The 17,462-nt window shown below is 62.7% G+C and carries 16 protein-coding genes; 9 read left to right on the plus strand and 7 right to left on the minus strand.

The genetic code is table 11. From position 1 onward, the window contains the following. The first annotated feature begins 174 nt into the window (after positions 1–174). The gene (gene katE, locus J4E58_RS23570; RefSeq protein WP_256583204.1) at positions 175–2,367 is read left to right on the plus strand and encodes a catalase HPII; all 2,193 of its coding nucleotides are present in this window, start codon (positions 175–177) and stop codon (positions 2,365–2,367) included. A gap of 108 nt (positions 2,368–2,475) precedes the next feature. Here katE and J4E58_RS23575 read toward each other — a convergent pair whose 3' ends face one another. Genes J4E58_RS23575 through zur form a run of 4 tightly spaced genes read right to left on the minus strand, consistent with a single transcriptional unit; the run spans position 2,476 to position 5,275 of the window. Beyond that, a complete protein-coding gene (locus J4E58_RS23575) occupies positions 2,476–3,189 on the minus strand; it encodes a PA5502 family lipoprotein (protein ID WP_087092816.1) in 714 nt (237 codons plus the stop codon). A 37-nt stretch (positions 3,190–3,226) separates the two neighbouring features. Beyond that, positions 3,227–4,015 carry a zinc ABC transporter permease subunit ZnuB gene (gene znuB / locus J4E58_RS23580; protein WP_007924303.1) on the minus strand — a complete coding sequence of 263 codons (789 nt, stop codon included), beginning with the start codon at positions 4,013–4,015 and terminating at the stop codon, positions 3,227–3,229. Continuing rightward, positions 4,008–4,793 (minus strand): zinc ABC transporter ATP-binding protein ZnuC, encoded by a 786-nt coding sequence (gene znuC / locus J4E58_RS23585; protein WP_007924302.1) that lies wholly within the window; start codon positions 4,791–4,793, stop codon positions 4,008–4,010. Before znuC ends, znuB begins: the two co-directional genes overlap by 8 nt. After that, positions 4,793–5,275, minus strand: a complete 483-nt coding sequence (zur, locus tag J4E58_RS23590; RefSeq protein ID WP_007924301.1) for a zinc uptake transcriptional repressor Zur — start codon at positions 5,273–5,275, stop codon at positions 4,793–4,795. Before zur ends, znuC begins: the two co-directional genes overlap by 1 nt. Before the next feature lie 57 nt (positions 5,276–5,332). Between zur and J4E58_RS23595 the strand changes: the two genes are divergently transcribed. After that, entirely contained in the window at positions 5,333–6,262 is a 930-nt protein-coding gene (locus tag J4E58_RS23595) for a zinc ABC transporter substrate-binding protein (RefSeq protein ID WP_087092815.1), read from the plus strand. Positions 6,263–6,335: 73 nt separating this feature from the next. Here the strand turns inward: J4E58_RS23595 and J4E58_RS23600 are convergent, their stop codons facing one another. Then, complete coding sequence (locus tag J4E58_RS23600) at positions 6,336–7,286, minus strand: homoserine kinase (RefSeq protein WP_087092814.1); 951 nt, start codon at positions 7,284–7,286, stop codon at positions 6,336–6,338. 62 nt (positions 7,287–7,348) lie between these two features. Beyond that, complete coding sequence (locus J4E58_RS23605) at positions 7,349–7,636, minus strand: DUF2782 domain-containing protein (RefSeq protein ID WP_007924295.1); 288 nt, start codon at positions 7,634–7,636, stop codon at positions 7,349–7,351. Between the two features lie 74 nt (positions 7,637–7,710). On the opposite strand from J4E58_RS23605, the gene polA reads away from it, so the two are divergent. Further along, positions 7,711–10,509: a DNA polymerase I gene (gene polA, locus J4E58_RS23610; protein ID WP_087092813.1), complete on the plus strand. Its 2,799-nt coding sequence runs from the start codon at positions 7,711–7,713 to the stop codon at positions 10,507–10,509. Between the two features lie 413 nt (positions 10,510–10,922). Here polA and yihA read toward each other — a convergent pair whose 3' ends face one another. Beyond that, positions 10,923–11,564: a ribosome biogenesis GTP-binding protein YihA/YsxC gene (gene yihA, locus J4E58_RS23615; protein ID WP_007924293.1), complete on the minus strand. Its 642-nt coding sequence runs from the start codon at positions 11,562–11,564 to the stop codon at positions 10,923–10,925. Positions 11,565–11,755: 191 nt separating this feature from the next. On the opposite strand from yihA, the gene J4E58_RS23620 reads away from it, so the two are divergent. The 6 genes from J4E58_RS23620 (at position 11,756) to J4E58_RS23645 (ending at position 17,440) form a co-directional block, all read left to right on the plus strand. After that, complete coding sequence (locus J4E58_RS23620; protein ID WP_009041528.1) at positions 11,756–12,046, plus strand: cytochrome c5 family protein; 291 nt, start codon at positions 11,756–11,758, stop codon at positions 12,044–12,046. 45 nt (positions 12,047–12,091) lie between these two features. Further along, positions 12,092–12,697, plus strand: coding sequence for a cytochrome c (locus tag J4E58_RS23625; RefSeq protein WP_087092812.1), 606 nt, complete (start codon positions 12,092–12,094; stop codon positions 12,695–12,697). A gap of 195 nt (positions 12,698–12,892) precedes the next feature. After that, entirely contained in the window at positions 12,893–13,522 is a 630-nt protein-coding gene (locus tag J4E58_RS23630) for a thiol:disulfide interchange protein DsbA/DsbL (RefSeq protein ID WP_007924291.1), read from the plus strand. Positions 13,523–13,535: 13 nt separating this feature from the next. Next, entirely contained in the window at positions 13,536–14,414 is an 879-nt protein-coding gene (locus tag J4E58_RS23635; RefSeq protein ID WP_007924290.1) for an endonuclease/exonuclease/phosphatase family protein, read from the plus strand. After that, a complete protein-coding gene (locus J4E58_RS23640; RefSeq protein ID WP_087092811.1) occupies positions 14,411–16,555 on the plus strand; it encodes a GGDEF domain-containing protein in 2,145 nt (714 codons plus the stop codon). The genes J4E58_RS23635 and J4E58_RS23640 overlap by 4 nt, the downstream gene beginning before the upstream one ends. Positions 16,556–16,660: 105 nt before the next feature. Next, positions 16,661–17,440: an N-acetylmuramoyl-L-alanine amidase gene (locus tag J4E58_RS23645; RefSeq protein WP_087092810.1), complete on the plus strand. Its 780-nt coding sequence runs from the start codon at positions 16,661–16,663 to the stop codon at positions 17,438–17,440. Positions 17,441–17,462: the final 22 nt, after the last annotated feature.

Here is a 17,462-nt window from a genome sequence, read left to right on the forward strand (position 1 = left end):
GTTAGCCGGGCGCGCATTTTAGCCTGTCCGTATAGAGGTTCTTAGCATTTATTTTGTATTCATCCTTCGATTTGGCAATAACGCGATCAAAGGTCATAAAAAAGGAACGGCGCCAAACCTCATCAGTCACTCAATAAGCCACTCGAAAAAAGCCAGGTGCCGTGCCTGGCGATTTTGACCGATGAAGCCCCGCCCCGCCGGGGCTTCGCCAACGAGGAGTTTTGCCTGATGAGCAGCAAGAAGCCAAGCGCACCGAAAAGCCAGCTGGCCGGGACCGATACCCTGGATCGCGGCAACACCAACAGCAAGCTGCACAGCCTGGAGACCTTCCGCTCCGACGCCACCGAACAGGCGTTGCGCACCAACCAGGGGGTCAAGGTCGCCGATAACCAGAACACCCTGAAGGCCGGCGCCCGCGGGCCTTCGCTGCTGGAAGACTTCATCATGCGGGAGAAGATCACGCACTTCGACCATGAACGGATCCCGGAGCGTATCGTCCATGCCCGTGGCGTCGGCGCCCATGGTTACTTCCAGACCTACGAGAATCATTCGGCCCTGACCAAGGCCGGCTTCCTGCGCGATCCGGGCAAGAAGACCCCGGTGTTCGTGCGTTTCTCCACGGTGCAGGGGCCGCGCGGCTCTGGCGATACCGTGCGCGACGTGCGCGGTTTTGCCGTGAAGTTCTTCACCGACGAAGGCAACTTCGACCTGGTGGGTAACAACATGCCGGTGTTCTTCATCCAGGACGCGATCAAGTTTCCCGACTTCGTCCATGCGGTCAAACCCGAGCCGCACAACGAGATCCCCACCGGTGGCTCGGCCCACGACACTTTCTGGGACTTCGTGTCGCTGCAGCCGGAATCGGCGCATATGGTGATCTGGGCCATGTCCGACCGGGCGATTCCGAAAAGCCTGCGCAGCATGCAGGGCTTTGGCGTGCACACCTTTCGTTTCATCAATGCCGAAGGCACCTCCAGCTTCGTCAAATTCCACTGGCGGCCGACAGTGGGCACCTGTTCCCTGGTCTGGGACGAGGCGCAAAAGCTGGCGGGCAAGGACACCGACTTCCATCGCCGCGACCTGTGGGAGGCGATCGAGAGCGGCGATTACCCGGAGTGGGAACTGGGTGTGCAGGTGATAGTCGAGGAAAACGAGCACAAGTTCGATTTCGACATTCTCGACCCGACCAAGTTGATCCCCGAGGAGCTGGTGCCGATCACGCCCCTGGGCAAGATGGTGCTCAACCGCAACCCGGACAACTTCTTCGCCGAGACCGAGCAGGTTGCCTTCTGCCCGGGGCATATCGTGCCGGGCATCGACTTCTCCAACGACCCGCTGCTGCAGGGCCGGTTGTTCTCCTACACCGATACGCAGATCAGCCGCCTCGGCGGGCCGAACTTCCATGAGCTGCCGATCAACCGCCCGCTGGCGCCCTTCCACAACGGCCAACGCGATGCCATGCACCGCACCACCATCGATAAGGGGCGGGCCTCCTACGAGCCCAATTCCATCGATGGCGGCTGGCCGAAAGAGACGCCGCCCGCGGCCGAGGACGGCGGTTTCGAGAGCTACAACGAACGCATCGACGCGCACAAGATCCGCCAGCGCAGCCCGTCCTTCAGCGACCACTTCTCCCAGGCGCGACTGTTCTTCAAGAGCATGAGCACGCATGAACAGGAACACATCATCGCCGCCTACAGCTTCGAGCTGGGCAAGGTCGAGCGCGAGTGGATCCGCGCGCGGCAGGTCAACGAGATCCTGGCCAATATCGATCTCGAGCTGGCCAGGCGGGTCGCGCAGAACCTTGGGCTGCCGGTGCCCAAGGCGGGCACTGTCGAGGTGCCTGAACTGACCCCCGATCACTCGCCGGCCCTGAGCCAGGCCAACCTGCTGTCGGGGGATATCAAGACCCGCAAAGTGGCGATCCTGGCGGCGAACGGGGTCGACGGCAAGGCGATCGACGCCTTGAAAAAGGCCCTGCAAGCCGAAGGCGCCCACGCCAGGTTGCTGGGCCCGACCTCGGCGCCCGTGACCACCGCGGACGGCAAGACCCTGCCGGTGGACGCTTCCATGGAAGGACTGCCGTCAGTGGCGTTCGACGCGGTGTTCGTGCCGGGTGGCGCCAAGTCGATACAAGCCTTGAGCGGCGATGGCGTGGCCCTGCATTACCTGCTCGAAGCCTACAAGCACCTCAAGGCGATTGCCTTGCAGGGCGAAGCCAAGCAATTGCTGGATGTGCTCAAGCTGGAAGTGGATGCGGGGTTGATCGTCGGCGGGGATGCCAAGGCGTTGAAGGCGTTCTTCAACGCGATTGCCCATCACCGGGTCTGGGAGCGGGAGCCGAAGGCCAAGGCAATCCCGGCCTGATGCTTTGACGCTTCTGTAGGAGCACAGCTTGCGTGCGAAAGGGTTTGGCACCGCGCGTTTATCGCGGGCAAGTCGGATCGCCGCCCGCTCGCTCCTACAGAGGTGACGTTATTGGGGTTTGCGTGGCGTCAGCACCATCTGTGCCGGGATGTGGCGCAGGATCTGCCGCTCGATCTGCAGGTCGAACTCGCCGTCGAGCTTTTTCACCCGCTTGCTCAGCAGGGTCTTCAGCCAAGGGTAATCTTCGGTGCGTGGCGCCTGGATGCTCACGTCGCACTGGTAATTCACCACATCGGCGGCGATCGCATCGAGTTGCCGATGCAGTTGCTTGATATCACTGAGGTTCAGCGCAATGGTGGTGCTCTCGGCGGCCGGGTCGATCAGCTTGGCTGGCGGCCGGGCTTCAGCTGCCTTGAGTGCGGCTTCGGCTTTTTCCAGCTCGGCTTTACGGGCCTGGGTGATGGCGCCATCGACGCCGCCGGTCAGGGCCGGTGCCTTGGGCATCAGCGCGCGGGCGCGGCTCAGGGCTGTGGCGGCGGCGTTGACATCACCCTTTTGCAACACGATCTGGCTGCGCTGCAGATAGGCTTCGGCCAGCTGGCGCTGGTATTGCTCGAGCTGCGGGTCGTTGGGCGACTGGGCCTGCAAGGCGCTCAACTGGTCTTCGGCGGTGGCCAGTTCGCTGCTGGCGATATTTTGCTGCAGCTGTGCGATGGCCGTGGCCCGGGCGTCGGGCGCTTCAGCCGGCGGCGTGCTCTGGCAGGCACCCAGCAGCAGGGAAAATGCGACAAGGAGCAGATAACGGGAGGCGAACGGCTTCATTCCTGCGACTCTCTAATTGCGCAAAAAGCGAGCAAGTCTACACCCCTCGACGGGGCAGGACAAAACTCAGCAGAAACAATGCGGCCGCCGTGACCACGATCGACGGCCCCGCAGGGGTGTCCTTGAACCACGACAACGCCAACCCGCCACAGACCGCGAGTATGCCCAGCAGGCTCGCGCCCAGCGCCATCTGCTCCGGGGAGCGGGCGTGACGTTGGGCCGCAGCCGCCGGGATGATCAGCAGCGAAGTGATCAGCAAGACCCCGACGATCTTCATCGCCACCGCGATCACCACCGCGATCAACAGCATCAGCGCCAGGCGCAGCGACGCCACCGGCAAACCTTCGACCCTGGCCAGCTCCTCGTGCACGGTGATCGCCAGCAACGGCCGCCACAGGGCCACCAATAGCAGCAGGACCGCGGCGCTGCCGCCAAGAATCCACGCCAGGTCGCCGGGGCTGATCGCCAGCAGGTCGCCGAACAGATAGGCCATCAGGTCGATCCGCACGTCATGCATGAAGCTTAGTACCACCAGCCCGAGGGAGAGGGTGCTGGGGGCGAGAATCCCCAGCAACGTATCGGAAGCCAGCGGCTGGCGCTGTTGCAGGGTGACCAGCAGCACCGCCAGCAGCAGGCAGCCGACGGTCACCGCCACCGCCGGGCTGACATCCAGCAGAAAGCCCAGGGCCACGCCGAGCAAGGCGGCATGGGACAGGGTGTCGCCGAAATAGGCCATGCGCCGCCAGACCACGAACGATCCGAGGGGACCTGCCACCAGCGCCAGCGCCAGGCCTGCGAGCAGGGCGTACAACAGAAAATCAGCCATGCTTGCAGCTATCTCCGTGAACATGAACGTGGCCGGCCGCGGCTCCGGTGACCACCGAACCGTGCAGGTCGTGGGCGTGGTCGTGATGGTGGTGGTAGATCGCCAGGCTCGGCGCGTTCTGGCCGAACAGCTCGACGAAGGCCGGGTCGCCGCTGACCTGTTCCGGGTGGCCGGAGCAGCACACGTGGCGATTGAGGCAGACCACCTGGTCGGTGGTGCTCATCACCAGGTGCAGGTCGTGGGAGACCATCAGCACGCCGCAACCGTGACGGTCGCGCAAGCGGGTGATCAGGCTGTACAGCTCGGCCTGGCCGGCGACGTCCACGCCTTGTACCGGCTCGTCCAGTACCAGCAATTCCGGCTCGCGCAGCAGGGCGCGGGCCAGCAGCACGCGCTGCATCTCGCCGCCGGAAATGCTCTGCACCGGGCTATCGATCACCTGTTCGGCGCCGACTTCGTTCAGCGCGGCCAGGGCTGTCGCGCGGTCCACGCCGGGCACCAGGCGCAGGAAGCGCAGCACCGACAGCGGCAATGTCGGATCGACGTGCAGCTTCTGCGGCATGTAGCCGACCCGCAGCTTCGGCTTGCGCCAGACGCTGCCGCTGTCGGGCTTGAGCAGGCCGAGCACGGCGCGCACCAGGGTGGTCTTGCCGGCGCCGTTGGGACCGATCAGGGTGACGATCTGCCCAGGCTCGACACTGAGCTGGATGTTGTCCAGCACGGTCTGCCCGGCAAAGGTCACCGCGACCTGATCGAGGCGGATCAAGGCATTGCTCATCAAGCCCCCTGGCAGCCCGAGCAGAGGCCGACCACTTCGACGGTCTGGCCTTCGACGACGAAGCCGACATCGCGCGCGCTGCTGATGATCGCGTCGCTGATGGATTTCTGTTCAAGCTCGATGGCGGCGTGGCAGACGCGGCAGATCAGGAACTGACCCTGGTGCGCGTGTTCCGGGTGGTTGCAGCCGACGAAGGCGTTGAGCGAGGCGATGCGATGTACCAAGCCGTTTTCCAGGAGGAAATCCAGGGCGCGGTACACGGTTGGCGGCGCGGCGCGGCGACCGTCCTGTTCGCTGAGCACGGCGAGGATGTCGTAGGCACCCAGCGGCTTGTGGCTTTGCCAGACCAGCTCCAGCACCCGCCGACGCAGGGCGGTCAGGCGCAGGCCTTGGCGGGCGCACAGGGCATCGGCCTCGGACAGTGCGCTGTGTACGCAGTGAGAGTGGTCGTGGGGGCGACTGGCAAGGGGGGTTTTAGGCATGAGCGGCGACGATAATGGTGAGAGACGTTATTATGTTACCCGTTCTTGCCTCTTCGAGTGGTCATCGTGTCCCGACTTTTTGCCCTTTTTGTCGCTTTTACCGCCAGTTTGTTCGTGATCAGCTCGGCCCAGGCCGAAGTCCGGGTCCTGACCAGCATCAAACCCCTGCAATTGATCGCCGCCGCCGTCCAGGACGGCATCGCCGTGCCCGAGGTCCTGCTGCCGCCGGGCGCCTCGCCGCACAACTATGCGCTGCGTCCTTCCGATGTGCGCAAGGTGCAGTCGGTGGATTTGCTGTACTGGATCGGCCCGGATATGGAGAGCTTCCTGCCGCGGGTCCTCAAGGGCCGCACGCTGCCAGCGCTGGCGGTGCAGGACCTGCCAGGCCTGAAACTCCGCCATTTCGCCGAAGATAACCACTCGCACGCTGAAGAAGCCGACGAACATGACCACGATCATCGTCCAGGCAGCCTCGATGCGCACCTGTGGCTGTCGCCGGTCAACGCGCGGGTCATCGCCGACCGCATGGCGCTCGACCTGAGTGCCGCGGACCCGGCCAACGCCGCGCGTTACCAGAGCAACTCCAAGGCCTTCGACCAGCGCCTGGATGCCCTGGACGCCCGTTTGAAAGCCCGCCTGGCCCCGATCTCCGGCAAGCCTTATTTCGTCTTCCATGAAGCCTTCGATTACTTCGAAGACGCTTATGGGCTCAAGCATGCGGGCGTGTTCAGCGTGGCGGCCGAAGTGCAGCCGGGCGCGCAGCACGTAGCGGCGATGCGCGCGCGCTTGCAGCAGGTCGGCAAGACCTGTGTGTTCAGCGAGCCGCCATTGCGCCCGCGCCTGGCCGAAACCCTGGTGGCGGGTTTGCCGGTGAAGCTGGCGGAACTCGATGCGCTGGGCGGCTACACCCCGGCCACCGCGCGGGGTTATGAGCAGGTGCTGGAGAAGCTGGGCAACGATCTGGCGGGTTGCCTGGAATCGTTGTAAAGACGGCTGACGCTATCGCGGGCAAGCCTCGCTCCTACAAGAGAACGTAGGGGCGGGCTTGCCCGCGAGGCTTTCAGAGGGCGAACGGCAATGGCGCACTGACCTGCTGACGCTGGGCCAGGCGCAGCTGGAACTCCATCGGATCGTGAATCAGCACGTCCTGTCCGGCAAAGGACTCGGCGGCGATCAGGCGCGACAGCCAGAAGCGCACGCAGGCCACCCGCAGCATGGTTGGCCACAGCTCGGCCTCGGCGGCGGTGAACGGACGCAGGGCCGCGTAGGCACCCAGCAGGGCCCGGGCGCGGGAGCCGTCGAGCAGGCCGTCGGCGTCGGAACACCAGTCGTTCAGGGCAATCGCCACGTCATACAGCATCGGCCCGGAGCAGGCGTTGTAGAAGTCGATCAGCCCGGTCAGGTGCGTGCCTTCGAACATCGCGTTGTCGCGGAACAGGTCGGCGTGGATGTTGGCCCGAGGCAGCGCGAGGATCTTCACCTTCTGCTCGTCGATTTCATCCAGGGCCCGCTGCAGCAGGTCCCGCGCATACGGGTCGAGATGGGACAGCATCTGCGAGCCTTCTTCCTGCATCCAGTCCAGGCCACGATCGGTCTTGCGCTTGATCATGTTGTCCTTGGTCGCCAGATGCAGATGAGCCAGCAGCTCGCCGACCTGCGCGCAATGCTGGGCATTGGCTTGCTTGATGTGCTTGCCGGCCAGGCGCGGCTGCAGCAGCGCCGGCTTGCCGGCCAGCTCGCGCAGGGCCACGCCGTCGGTGGTGCGCAGGGCGTAAGGCACCGGCAGGTCGGCGTCGTGCAGCACGTCCAGCAGTTCGATGAAGAACGGCATTTCCTGGACCGGGCCGCGCTCGACCAGGGTCAGGACGAATTCGCCCTGTTCCAGGCTGATGAAGAAGTTGGTGTTTTCGCTACCAGCGGCAATCCCCTGGAAGTCAAGCAGGCGGCCGAGCCCGTAAGGGGCGAGAAAGGTTTCCAGCTCGGGCCGAGCCAGGGGAGTAAACACAGACATGGTTAAAAACTGCCAGTACGGGCGCCGCTGTCGAGCCAGCGCCGGTTGAAGTTAGGAGTGGTTTACCACTCGAAAATTTTCCATGCCGGAATCAGCATATCCGGCTGGTCAGAACGAATGAAATTGCCATCGGAACCGTCGGCGCGCACCAGAAAGTAGGGTTTGCCGACCTTCGGTGTGACCTTGATGGCGTACAGGAAACCGTTCTGGCGGTACTCCTGGATGGTCTTGTCGCCTTCCGTGCGAATGGTTACTTCCGGATCCGCCGATGGCGCATCCTCCGCCGCAATCACGGCCATCGGCGCGATTGCAATCAGGCTGGCCAGCAGCAAGCGATTTAGTGTGCGCATGATAACCTTGTCCCTTTGTCGTCAACGGTCCCGCTATTCTAGCGCCGGACCCGCCGAAAAGGTTGATCCTGCTCATGAGCCAAGCCCCCCTCGTCCTGGTGGACGGTTCGTCCTACCTGTACCGCGCCTTCCACGCGCTGCCCCCGCTGACCACTTCCAAAGGCATGCCGACCGGTGCGGTCAAGGGCGTGCTGAACATGCTCAAGAGTCTGCGCAAGCAGTACCCGGACAGCCCGTTCGCCGTGGTGTTCGACGCCAAGGGCGGGACCTTCCGCGATGACATGTACGCCGAGTACAAGGCCAATCGCCCGAGCATGCCCGACGACATGCGGGTGCAGATCGAACCGCTGCACGCCAGCGTGATCGCCCTGGGCTTTCCGCTGCTGTGCGTCGAGGGCGTCGAGGCGGACGACGTGATCGGCACCCTGGCCCGCAGCAGCGCGGCGGCCGACCGGCCGGTGGTGATCTCCACCGGCGACAAGGACATGGCGCAGTTGGTGGATGGGCACATTACGCTGGTCAACACCATGTCCGGTAGCAGCATGGACGTGGAGGGCGTGAAGGAGAAATTCGGCGTCGCTCCCGAGCAGATCATCGATTACCTGGCGCTGATGGGCGACTCCTCCGACAACATTCCGGGTGTGCCGGGCATCGGCCCGAAGACTGCTTCCGGCCTGTTGGTGGGGGTGAACGGTGGCCTGAACGAGCTGTATGCACAGCTCGATATCGTCCCGAGCCTGCCGATTCGCGGGGCCAAGACCCTGCCGGCCAAGCTCGAAGAGCACAAAGAGATGGCTTTCCTCTCCTATCAGCTGGCGACGATCAAGGTCGATGTGCCGCTGGATGTCGGCCTGGACGACCTGCACCTGGGCGAACCGGATCGCGACAAACTGGTCGAGCTGTACAGCCTGCTGGAGTTCAAGAGCTGGCTCGACGAGCTGCAGCGCGATGCCAAGCGCCTGGAGTTGAGTGTCGCCGCCTCTGAACCGGTGGCCGACTTGTTGACTCAGGCCGAGATTGAAGTGCCGGTGGTTGTCGAAGCCCGGTACGAAACCATCCTCGATCAGGCGCGCTTCGATGTCTGGCTGGAAAAACTGAAGAACGCCAAACTGTTCGCCTTCGATACCGAAACCACCGGTATCGACGCCCAGCAGGCGCAGCTCGTGGGGCTGTCCTTCGCCGTGCAGGCCAACGAAGCGGCTTATATTCCGCTGACTCACTCCTACCTCGACGTGCCGGAACAACTGGATCGCGACACCGTCCTGCGCGCCCTGAAGCCGATTCTCGAAGACCCGAACAAACTCAAGGTCGGCCAGCATGCCAAGTTCGACATGAATATCCTGGCCAACTGCGCCATAGGCGGCGATCAGGCCAACGGCATCACGGTGCGCGGGGTCGCCTTCGACACCATGCTCGAGTCCTATGTGCTCAATTCCACGGCTACCCGGCACGACATGGACAGCCTGGCGGAGAAATACCTGGGCCACACCACCGTGAGCTTCCAGGACATCGCCGGCAAGGGCGCCAAGCAGCTGACGTTCGACCAGATCGCCCTCGAGCAGGCCGGGCCTTATGCGGCGGAAGACGCCGATGTGACCCTGCGTCTGCATCAGGTCCTGCATGAAAAACTGGCCGCGATCCCGAGCCTGGCCAGTGTGCTCAGCGATATCGAAATGCCCGTGGTGCCGGTGCTGGCGCGGATCGAGCGCCAGGGTGCCTTGGTGGACGCCGACCTGCTGGGCGTGCAGAGCATCGAACTGGGCGACAAGATGGTGGCGCTAGAGCGTGAAGCCTTCGAGATCGCCGGCGAAGAATTCAACCTCGGCTCGCCCAAGCAGCTGGGGGTGATTCTCTATGACAAGCTCGGCCTGCCGGTGCTGAAGAAAACCGCCAAAGGCCAGCCGTCCACTGCTGAAGAAGTGCTGGCCAAGCTGGCCGAGGACGACTACCCGCTGCCCAAGGTGCTGATGCAGTACCGCTCCATGAGCAAGCTCAAGAGCACCTACACCGACCGTCTGCCGGAGCAGATCAACCCGCGTACCGGGCGAATCCACACCTCCTATCACCAGGCAGTCGCGTCTACCGGGCGTTTGTCTTCCAGCGATCCGAACCTGCAGAACATCCCGGTGCGTACCGCCGAAGGCCGGCGCATCCGCCAGGCCTTCATCGCGCCGCCTGGCTACAAGCTGCTGGCGGCGGACTATTCGCAGATCGAACTGCGGATCATGGCGCACCTGTCCCGCGACGAAGGGCTGATGAATGCCTTCCGCAATAACCTCGACGTGCACACGGCCACCGCGGCCGAAGTGTTCAAGGTCGAACTCAAGGACGTCAGTTCCGATCAGCGCCGCAGCGCCAAGGCGATCAACTTCGGCCTGATCTATGGCATGGGCGCGCAGAAGCTCGGCAAGGACATCGGCGTCGATACCAAGACCGCCAAGGCCTATATCGACACCTACTTCGCCCGCTACCCCGGCGTGCGCGAATACATGGACCGCACCCGCGCCCAGGCCGCGGAACAAGGTTATGTGGAAACCCTGTTCGGCCGCCGCCTGTACCTTCCGGAGATCAACTCCAACAAGCCGCAGGAACGCGCCGGCGCCGAACGTACGGCGATCAACGCACCGATGCAGGGCACGGCGGCCGACATCATCAAGAAGGCCATGGTGGCGGTAGACAACTGGCTGACGGCCTCAGGCCTGGATGCCAAGGTCATCCTGCAAGTGCACGACGAACTGGTGCTGGAAGTGCGCGAAGACCTGGTGGACAAGGTGAGCGAGGAGATTCGCGGCTACATGAGCAAGGCCGCGACCCTGGATGTGCCGCTGCTGGTCGAAGTCGGGGTGGGCAGCAACTGGGATGAGGCGCACTGAGGCGAGAAGGCAGTGCTTTGGCCGCGGCATAGTGCCGCGGCGAAGGCTGGCGAAGAGCTATTAGTGCGGAAAATTTCATCGACTATTGCCAATAGTTTTTGAAACCTCCCGGAACTTAATCCGTGAAAGCCCACTCAGAGTAACTGAATGGCTGGTGAAGCCCTTCGATGCTCCTATGTTGTGTTAAGTGTTGGCAGATATCTGGACCCCGCCCTAGCGGTCCGGAACTTGGACCCCGAACTTCCCCTCCCCATACGAAGTCCGGGGTTTTTTTTGCCCCAAAACTGCCTGTGGAATGATCATGCTGCGTTAAAAGCGCGGCTCGAAATGCTCATTTACAGCCAGTAAACTCCGCTTTCGAGCCGCGCTTTTGCCTTGCCTGATCACTCCACAGACAGTTTTATCTATGTTTTTCAGGCCTCGGTTTCGGCGCCTTTGTCCGCCAGTTCCATCCAGCCCGCCAGTACAGTGTAGGCCTCTTCCAGGCCCATGCGTTTTGGTGCCGAAAACAGTTGGATGGTGACGTTATCGCCCCAGCCCTTACGGATTTGCGACTGCACCTTGAGCAGGGTGTTCTTGGCCGCGCCGTAGGTCAGTTTGTCGGCCTTGGTCAGCAGGATGTGCATCGGCATGCCGCTGGCAACGGCCCAGTCGAGCATCAGCAGGTCGAAGTCGGTCATCGGATGGCGGATGTCCATCATCAGAATCAACCCTTTCAGGCTCTCGCGGCTGCCCAGGTAGGCTTCCAGGTGACGCTGCCAGTGTTGCTTGAGCGGGATCGGTACTTTCGCGTAACCGTAACCCGGCAGGTCGACCAGACGGCGATCGTCGTCTAGCTTGAAGAAGTTCAACAGCTGCGTGCGGCCCGGAGTTTTCGAGGTGCGTGCCAGGCTGGCATGGGTCAGGGTATTCAGGGCGCTGGATTTGCCAGCGTTGGAACGCCCGGCGAAGGCCACTTCGAAGCCTTCGTCGTCGGGGCATTGATCGACTTTGGCGGCGCTGAGCATGAAAGTGGACTGTTGGCACAGACCAAGAATGGGATTTTTGAGTTGCATGGGATTTCCGATAGGGGCGGTGCCGAGAATGGACGCGGCGAGCGGTGTCGTTTCCGTTTCAGTAGCGCCAGTATATAATGCCGCAGATTTTGTGTGCGCTTTGTCCCAGCGTAGGATGAAGTTCACGAGAGCGATAGACCTTGATTGCGCATTAGAACGCAGCACGCTCTCAACCCTGAAAAGGTCGTTTTATGACGAAATGGCTGCTGGCTGCCGGCGTCCTGATACCGCTTTACAGCGCTCAGGCTACACAGGATCCGGAAGCTGTGTACAACCGTGTTTGTGGGGCTTGTCATTCCGGCCAACTACCAACGGCTCCCCGCAAGGGGGACCAGGGAGCTTGGGCGCCGAGGCTGGCGCAAGGTATGGAGACGCTGGTGCAACACGTGACCCAGGGTTTCAAGGCGATGCCGCCGCGTGGTTTGTGCATGGACTGCAGTGCCGAGGATTACCGAGCCATCATCCTTTGGATGAGCGAGTGATCCCGGTCCATAACTCTTAACCCTTAGCCGTAGTTGGATTAGCTGATGAACAAATTACTCGTGAGTCTGCTGTTGACCTTGGGCATCACAGGTGTCACCCATGCTGCAGGCGACGCTGCTGCCGGTCAGGCGAAAGCCGCTGTATGTGGTGCTTGCCATGGTCCGGATGGGAACAGCATGGCGCCTAACTTTCCAAAGCTGGCGGGTCAGGGTGAGCGTTACCTGAACAAGCAGTTGCACGACATCAAGTCCGGCAAGCGCCAGGTGTTGGAAATGACCGGCCTGCTGACCAACCTGAGCGATCAGGACCTGGCCGACCTCTCCGCCTACTTCGCCAGCCAGAAAGGCAGCGTCGGCGCGGCAGACCCGAAAGTCGTGGCTCGCGGTGAAGAGTTGTTCCGTGGCGGCAAGCTGGATCAAGGCATGCCTTCCTGCACCGGTTGCCACTCGCCAAATGGCACGGGTAACGCCGCTGCCGGCTTCCCGCACCTGGGTGGCCAGCATGCTCAGTACGTAGCCAAGCAGTTGACCGACTTCCGCGAAGGCAACCGCACCAACGACGGCGACACCATGATCATGCGCAGCATCGCCGCCAAGCTGAGCAACAAGGACATCGAAGCGGTATCCAGCTACATCCAGGGCCTGCACTGAGGCCGGCGATCATGTTGCGAAAGGGTCTATCTTGCGCAACGTTAATGATCGATTAATCTGTCGATGAAAGCATAAAGGGTGGCTCAGGCCGCCCTTTTTTATGGCGTCTGCCGCTACACTAGCGAACTCAAGCCCTGCCATGACCTGTCTGCGAACAGGCCGCGCGAGGCGACCTTACTTGTTCAGGAGTAAAGCATGCGTAATCTGATTCTCAGCGCCGCTCTCGTCACCGCCAGCCTGTTTGGCATGACTGCTCAAGCCGCCGAGCCCCTTGAAGCCGGTAAACAATATGTAGAGCTGAGCAGCGCCGTTCCGGTTGCGGTGCCTGGCAAGATCGAAGTGGTCGAGCTGTTCTGGTATGGCTGCCCACACTGCTACGCCTTCGAGCCGACCATCAACCCATGGGCTGAAAAACTGCCGGCCGATGTCAACTTCGTGCGCATCCCTGCCATGTTCGGCGGTATCTGGAACGTTCACGGCCAACTGTTCATCACCCTGGAAGCCATGGGTGTCGAGCACAAGGTCCACAAAGCAGTATTTGAAGCCATCCATGGCGGCAAGAAACTCGCCACTCCTGAAGAGATGGCCGAGTTCCTGGCCGGCGAAGGCGTCGACAAGGACAAATTCCTGAGCACCTACAATTCGTTCGCCGTCAAAGGCAAGGTCGAGGACGCGAAGAAGAAGGCCCAGGCCTATCAGATCTCTGGCGTACCGACCATGGTCGTCAACGGCAAGTACCGTTTCGACCTGGGCACCGCCGGTGGTCCTGAAGGTGCCCTGAGCGTCGCCGACCAGCTGATCGCCAAAGAGCGGGCGGCCAAGTAAGCGAGCCCCTGCCATGCGACGTTGGGGTACGGAACGTATCGTTGGCCTGCATGATCCGCGGGTCAACGAGCACCATGTGGCGTCCTCCGGCCTGCCGGCAGACAGCCGTCTGCGGCTGCTCAGTTTCAATATCCAGGTCGGTATCAGTACCGAACGTTATCGGCATTACCTGACCCGTGGCTGGCAGCACCTGCTGCCGCACAACGGGCGCGCCGACAACCTGCAAAAGATCGGCGATCTGCTGGGCGACTTCGATCTGGTCGCCCTGCAGGAAGCCGATGGCGGCAGCCTGCGCTCGGGCTACGTCAATCAGGTCGAGCACCTGGCCCAACTCGGCGCCTTCCCCTACTGGTACCAACAGCTCAATCGCAACCTTGGCCGCCTGGCCCAGCACAGCAATGGCGTGCTCAGCCGCCTGCGTCCCTGGGCGATCGAAGATCATCCGCTGCCCGGCCCCAAGGGGCGTGGTGCGATCCTCGTGCGCTTCGGCGATGGTCCCGAGGCGTTGGTGGTGGTGATGATGCACCTGGCCCTGGGCGCCCGTACGCGTACCCGGCAACTGGCCTATATCCGCGAGATGATCGGCGGCTACAAGCATCAGGTGCTGATGGGCGACATGAATACCCACGCCAGCGATCTGCTGGAGCATTCGCCGTTGCGCGACCTCGGTCTGCTGGCGCCGCAACTGGAAGCGACGTTCCCCAGCTGGCGCCCACAACGCTGTCTTGATCATATTTTGCTCAGCCCCAGCCTGACGCTGGAGCGGGTCGAAGTCCTGGCCCAACCGATTTCCGATCACCTGCCGGTCGCGGTAGAGATTCGTCTGCCGGGTTCGCTCACGGCCGATGCATTGCCCGCGCTGAGTCCTGCCCCTCGCGGAACCCATGAATGAGCGACGACGCCCAGCGCTGGAAAGAGAAGTACCTCAAAAGTATCGAACAACAGGAAAAACTCGAGCGACGCTGGAATGCCCGCCTCGACCTGCTTCGCCGTGGCCTGGTGCGCAGCACGCTGGCGGCCGAAGGTACTGATCGCGCTGTCGATCAGTGCATGAAGGAAATGCGCGAGGTGGTACGCACCGACGATATGGACGCGGCCTTGGCGGCCCTGTTGCCGCGCCTGGAAAAAGCCGTGCTGGACTCCGAGCAGCGCCGCGAGACCCGCATCGAGCAAATGAGCACGGCCCTGACCTCGCTGGTCAGCCAGTTGCAGAAGCTGCCGTTGCCTCGCGAGGTGAGTCGTCCGCTGAAAAACTTCGCCAAGCAACTGGATGGTCGTGTCGGCCAAGCCCGGGAAATTCCACTGTTGCTGGGTGAGTTGAGCGGCCTGCAAGGCAAGGCGCTGAGCCAGCTGGAGAACCCCACGGAGCCGCCCCGCCCAGGTTTGCTGCAGCGCCTGTTTGGTGGTCGTGACGCTGACGAAGCGCCTGTCCTGTCCGCGGCCGAAATGCCTGCGGTGGTGGCGAGCCCGGTTGCGGTACAGCCACTGGCAACGGCTGAAAGCGCTGCGGTTGAAACGCCCCCGCCTCGTGTCGAAGTCGCGCCCGCACGGCCGTCCGAAGCCCCTGCGCCTGTGGTCGAGGAGCTCGCTGCTGTCAGCCAGCCGCCCGAGCCACAACCGCAAGCACTGCCCGAGGTAACCACGGCTGTCCAGGTCGAAGCCTTTGTACCGCCGGTGCTGGAGTCGGAGAAACCCATCGCCGTCGAGTCGGCCCCGCCGATGCTGGATTCACAGGAATCGCCGTCGCCAGCCGCGCCTGAACCCATTGAAGTGCCGCCGGCCGTGCAGCCTTCGACTGTCGAAGCTGCGGTTGCTCCTTCCAACCCGGACGAATTGATCGTTGCCGCACCCGCCGAGGCGGCCCTGGCGCCTGTGTTGCTCGATCGCTTGCCGTTGCCGGCGGCCATGGCCGAGGCGCTGGCGGCGATCGACCCGCAGCAGGCCGAGCAGGATGTGCTGTATGCCCTGCCCGACACGCCGGAACCCTCCTACAGTTCGGTGGCCAAGCACATCGAACATACCCTGCTCGGCCTTCTGGATGACCTGAGCTTGCCAGAACGTCATCGGCCGCAAGCCGAGTCCATGCGCGATCGCTTGCAACATGGGTTGAACTGGTACGAATTGCTGCCGATCCTCGACGATCTGGCGGTATTGATGCTGGCGATCACCGACAGCGGCCAGCATGAGTTCGAGGCGTATCTCAAGCGACTCAACGAGCGCCTGGAATCCTTCCAGAGCAACCTGCAGGCCGCTAGCGAGGGCCATGCCGACAGCAGTTCGGCGGCGCGGGAGATGGACACGCAGATTCGCGAGCAGGTCGATGGCCTGCAAAGCAGCGTTCAGGAAGCGGCGGATCTGGACGATCTCAAGCAGGTGCTGGAAAGCCATCTGGAAGGCCTGCTTGGCACCATGGACCATCACCAGAAGCAGCGTGACGAACGCGAAAAGGAAGTGGCTGCGCGCCTGCAAAGCCTGGCCGAGCGGGTGTCGAGCATGGAGCAGGAAGCCCAGGGCTACCGCGAGCACCTGGAAGAACAGCGGCAGAAAGCGCTGATCGATCCCCTCACCGGCCTGCCCAATCGGGCAGCCTGGAGCGAGCGTCTGGAGCATGAAGTGGCGCAGTGGCAGCAGCACGGCAACACCTTGTTGCTGGCGATGCTCGACCTCGACCACTTCAAGCGGATCAACGACAACTACGGTCACCTGGCCGGCGACAAGGTGCTGAAGATTATCGCCGGCGTGCTGCGCAAGCGCCTGCGCGGCAACGATTTCATCGCCCGTTTCGGCGGTGAAGAGTTCGTCCTGCTGATACCCGATACCACCTGGCTGGTCGGGGCGCGCCTGGCGGAAACCTTGCGGGCAGCCATCGAAGCCTGTCCGTTTCACTTCAAGGGCGAGCGGGTGACCATCACCATGTCCATCGGCATGAGTGCTTTCAAACCGGGAGAACGCAGCGACCTGGTGCTCAAGAGAGCCGATCAGGCGCTCTATCGGGCCAAGGAGGCGGGGCGCAACCGGGTGGAACTGGGCTGACGCATAATTTGTTCCATTTTGTATAAACCGGTGTTTTCGCCGGTTTTCCGCAAAGGCAGTACGTTACACTGTTGCATTATTTTCTCCAGCGTACTGCCTTCCGCCATGAAAGTTCTTGTCCTCGCTTTGTCCCTTCTGTTGCTGGCCGGTTGCGCCAGCGGTCCGCGTTTCGATACCAGCCACCCTTCGGTCAACTTCGATGAGCGGGTGCAGTTCGTGGTGGTGCATTACACCTCGGCCTCGATGGAGCGCTCCCTGCAACTGCTGACCCATGGCCAGGTCAGCAGCCACTACCTGATCGGCGACGACAAGGCGGCGACCATCTACAAACTGGTGGACGAGCAATACCGCGCCTGGCACGCCGGCGAGAGCCAGTGGCAAGGCCGTACCTGGCTGAACTCCAGTTCCATCGGGATCGAGATCGTCAACCCGGGCTTTCGCGACCTGCCCACCGGGCGTGTCTGGTATCCCTACAGCGAAGCGCAGGTCCAGAGCCTGATCGTGCTGCTCAAGGACATCAGCAAGCGCAACAACATCGCGCCACAGCACATCATCGGCCACAGTGATATCGCTCCCCTGCGCAAGCTCGACCCGGGTCCGTTGTTCCCCTGGAAGCGTCTGGCCGAAGCCGGGTTGGGCCGGTGGCCGAACGCCCAGGCGGTGGCGCGCCAGCAGGCGTTCTTTGCCGCGCAGTTGCCGAGCATCGCCTGGTTCCAGCAAGGCCTGGCGCGCCTGGGTTATGAGACGCCGAAGACCGGCGAACTGGATGTGGCGACCCGTCATGTGCTGGCCGCGTTCCAGATGCATTACCGGCCGTCGCGTTTCGACGGCCAGCCGGATGCAGAAAGCGCTGCGATCCTGCAGGTGCTCAACCAGACAAAATAATGACGCCCGCCCGACGGTCAGG

The sequence above is a fragment of the Pseudomonas sp. FW305-25 genome (assembly GCF_017351415.1).
Classification (GTDB): domain Bacteria; phylum Pseudomonadota; class Gammaproteobacteria; order Pseudomonadales; family Pseudomonadaceae; genus Aquipseudomonas; species Aquipseudomonas chlororaphis.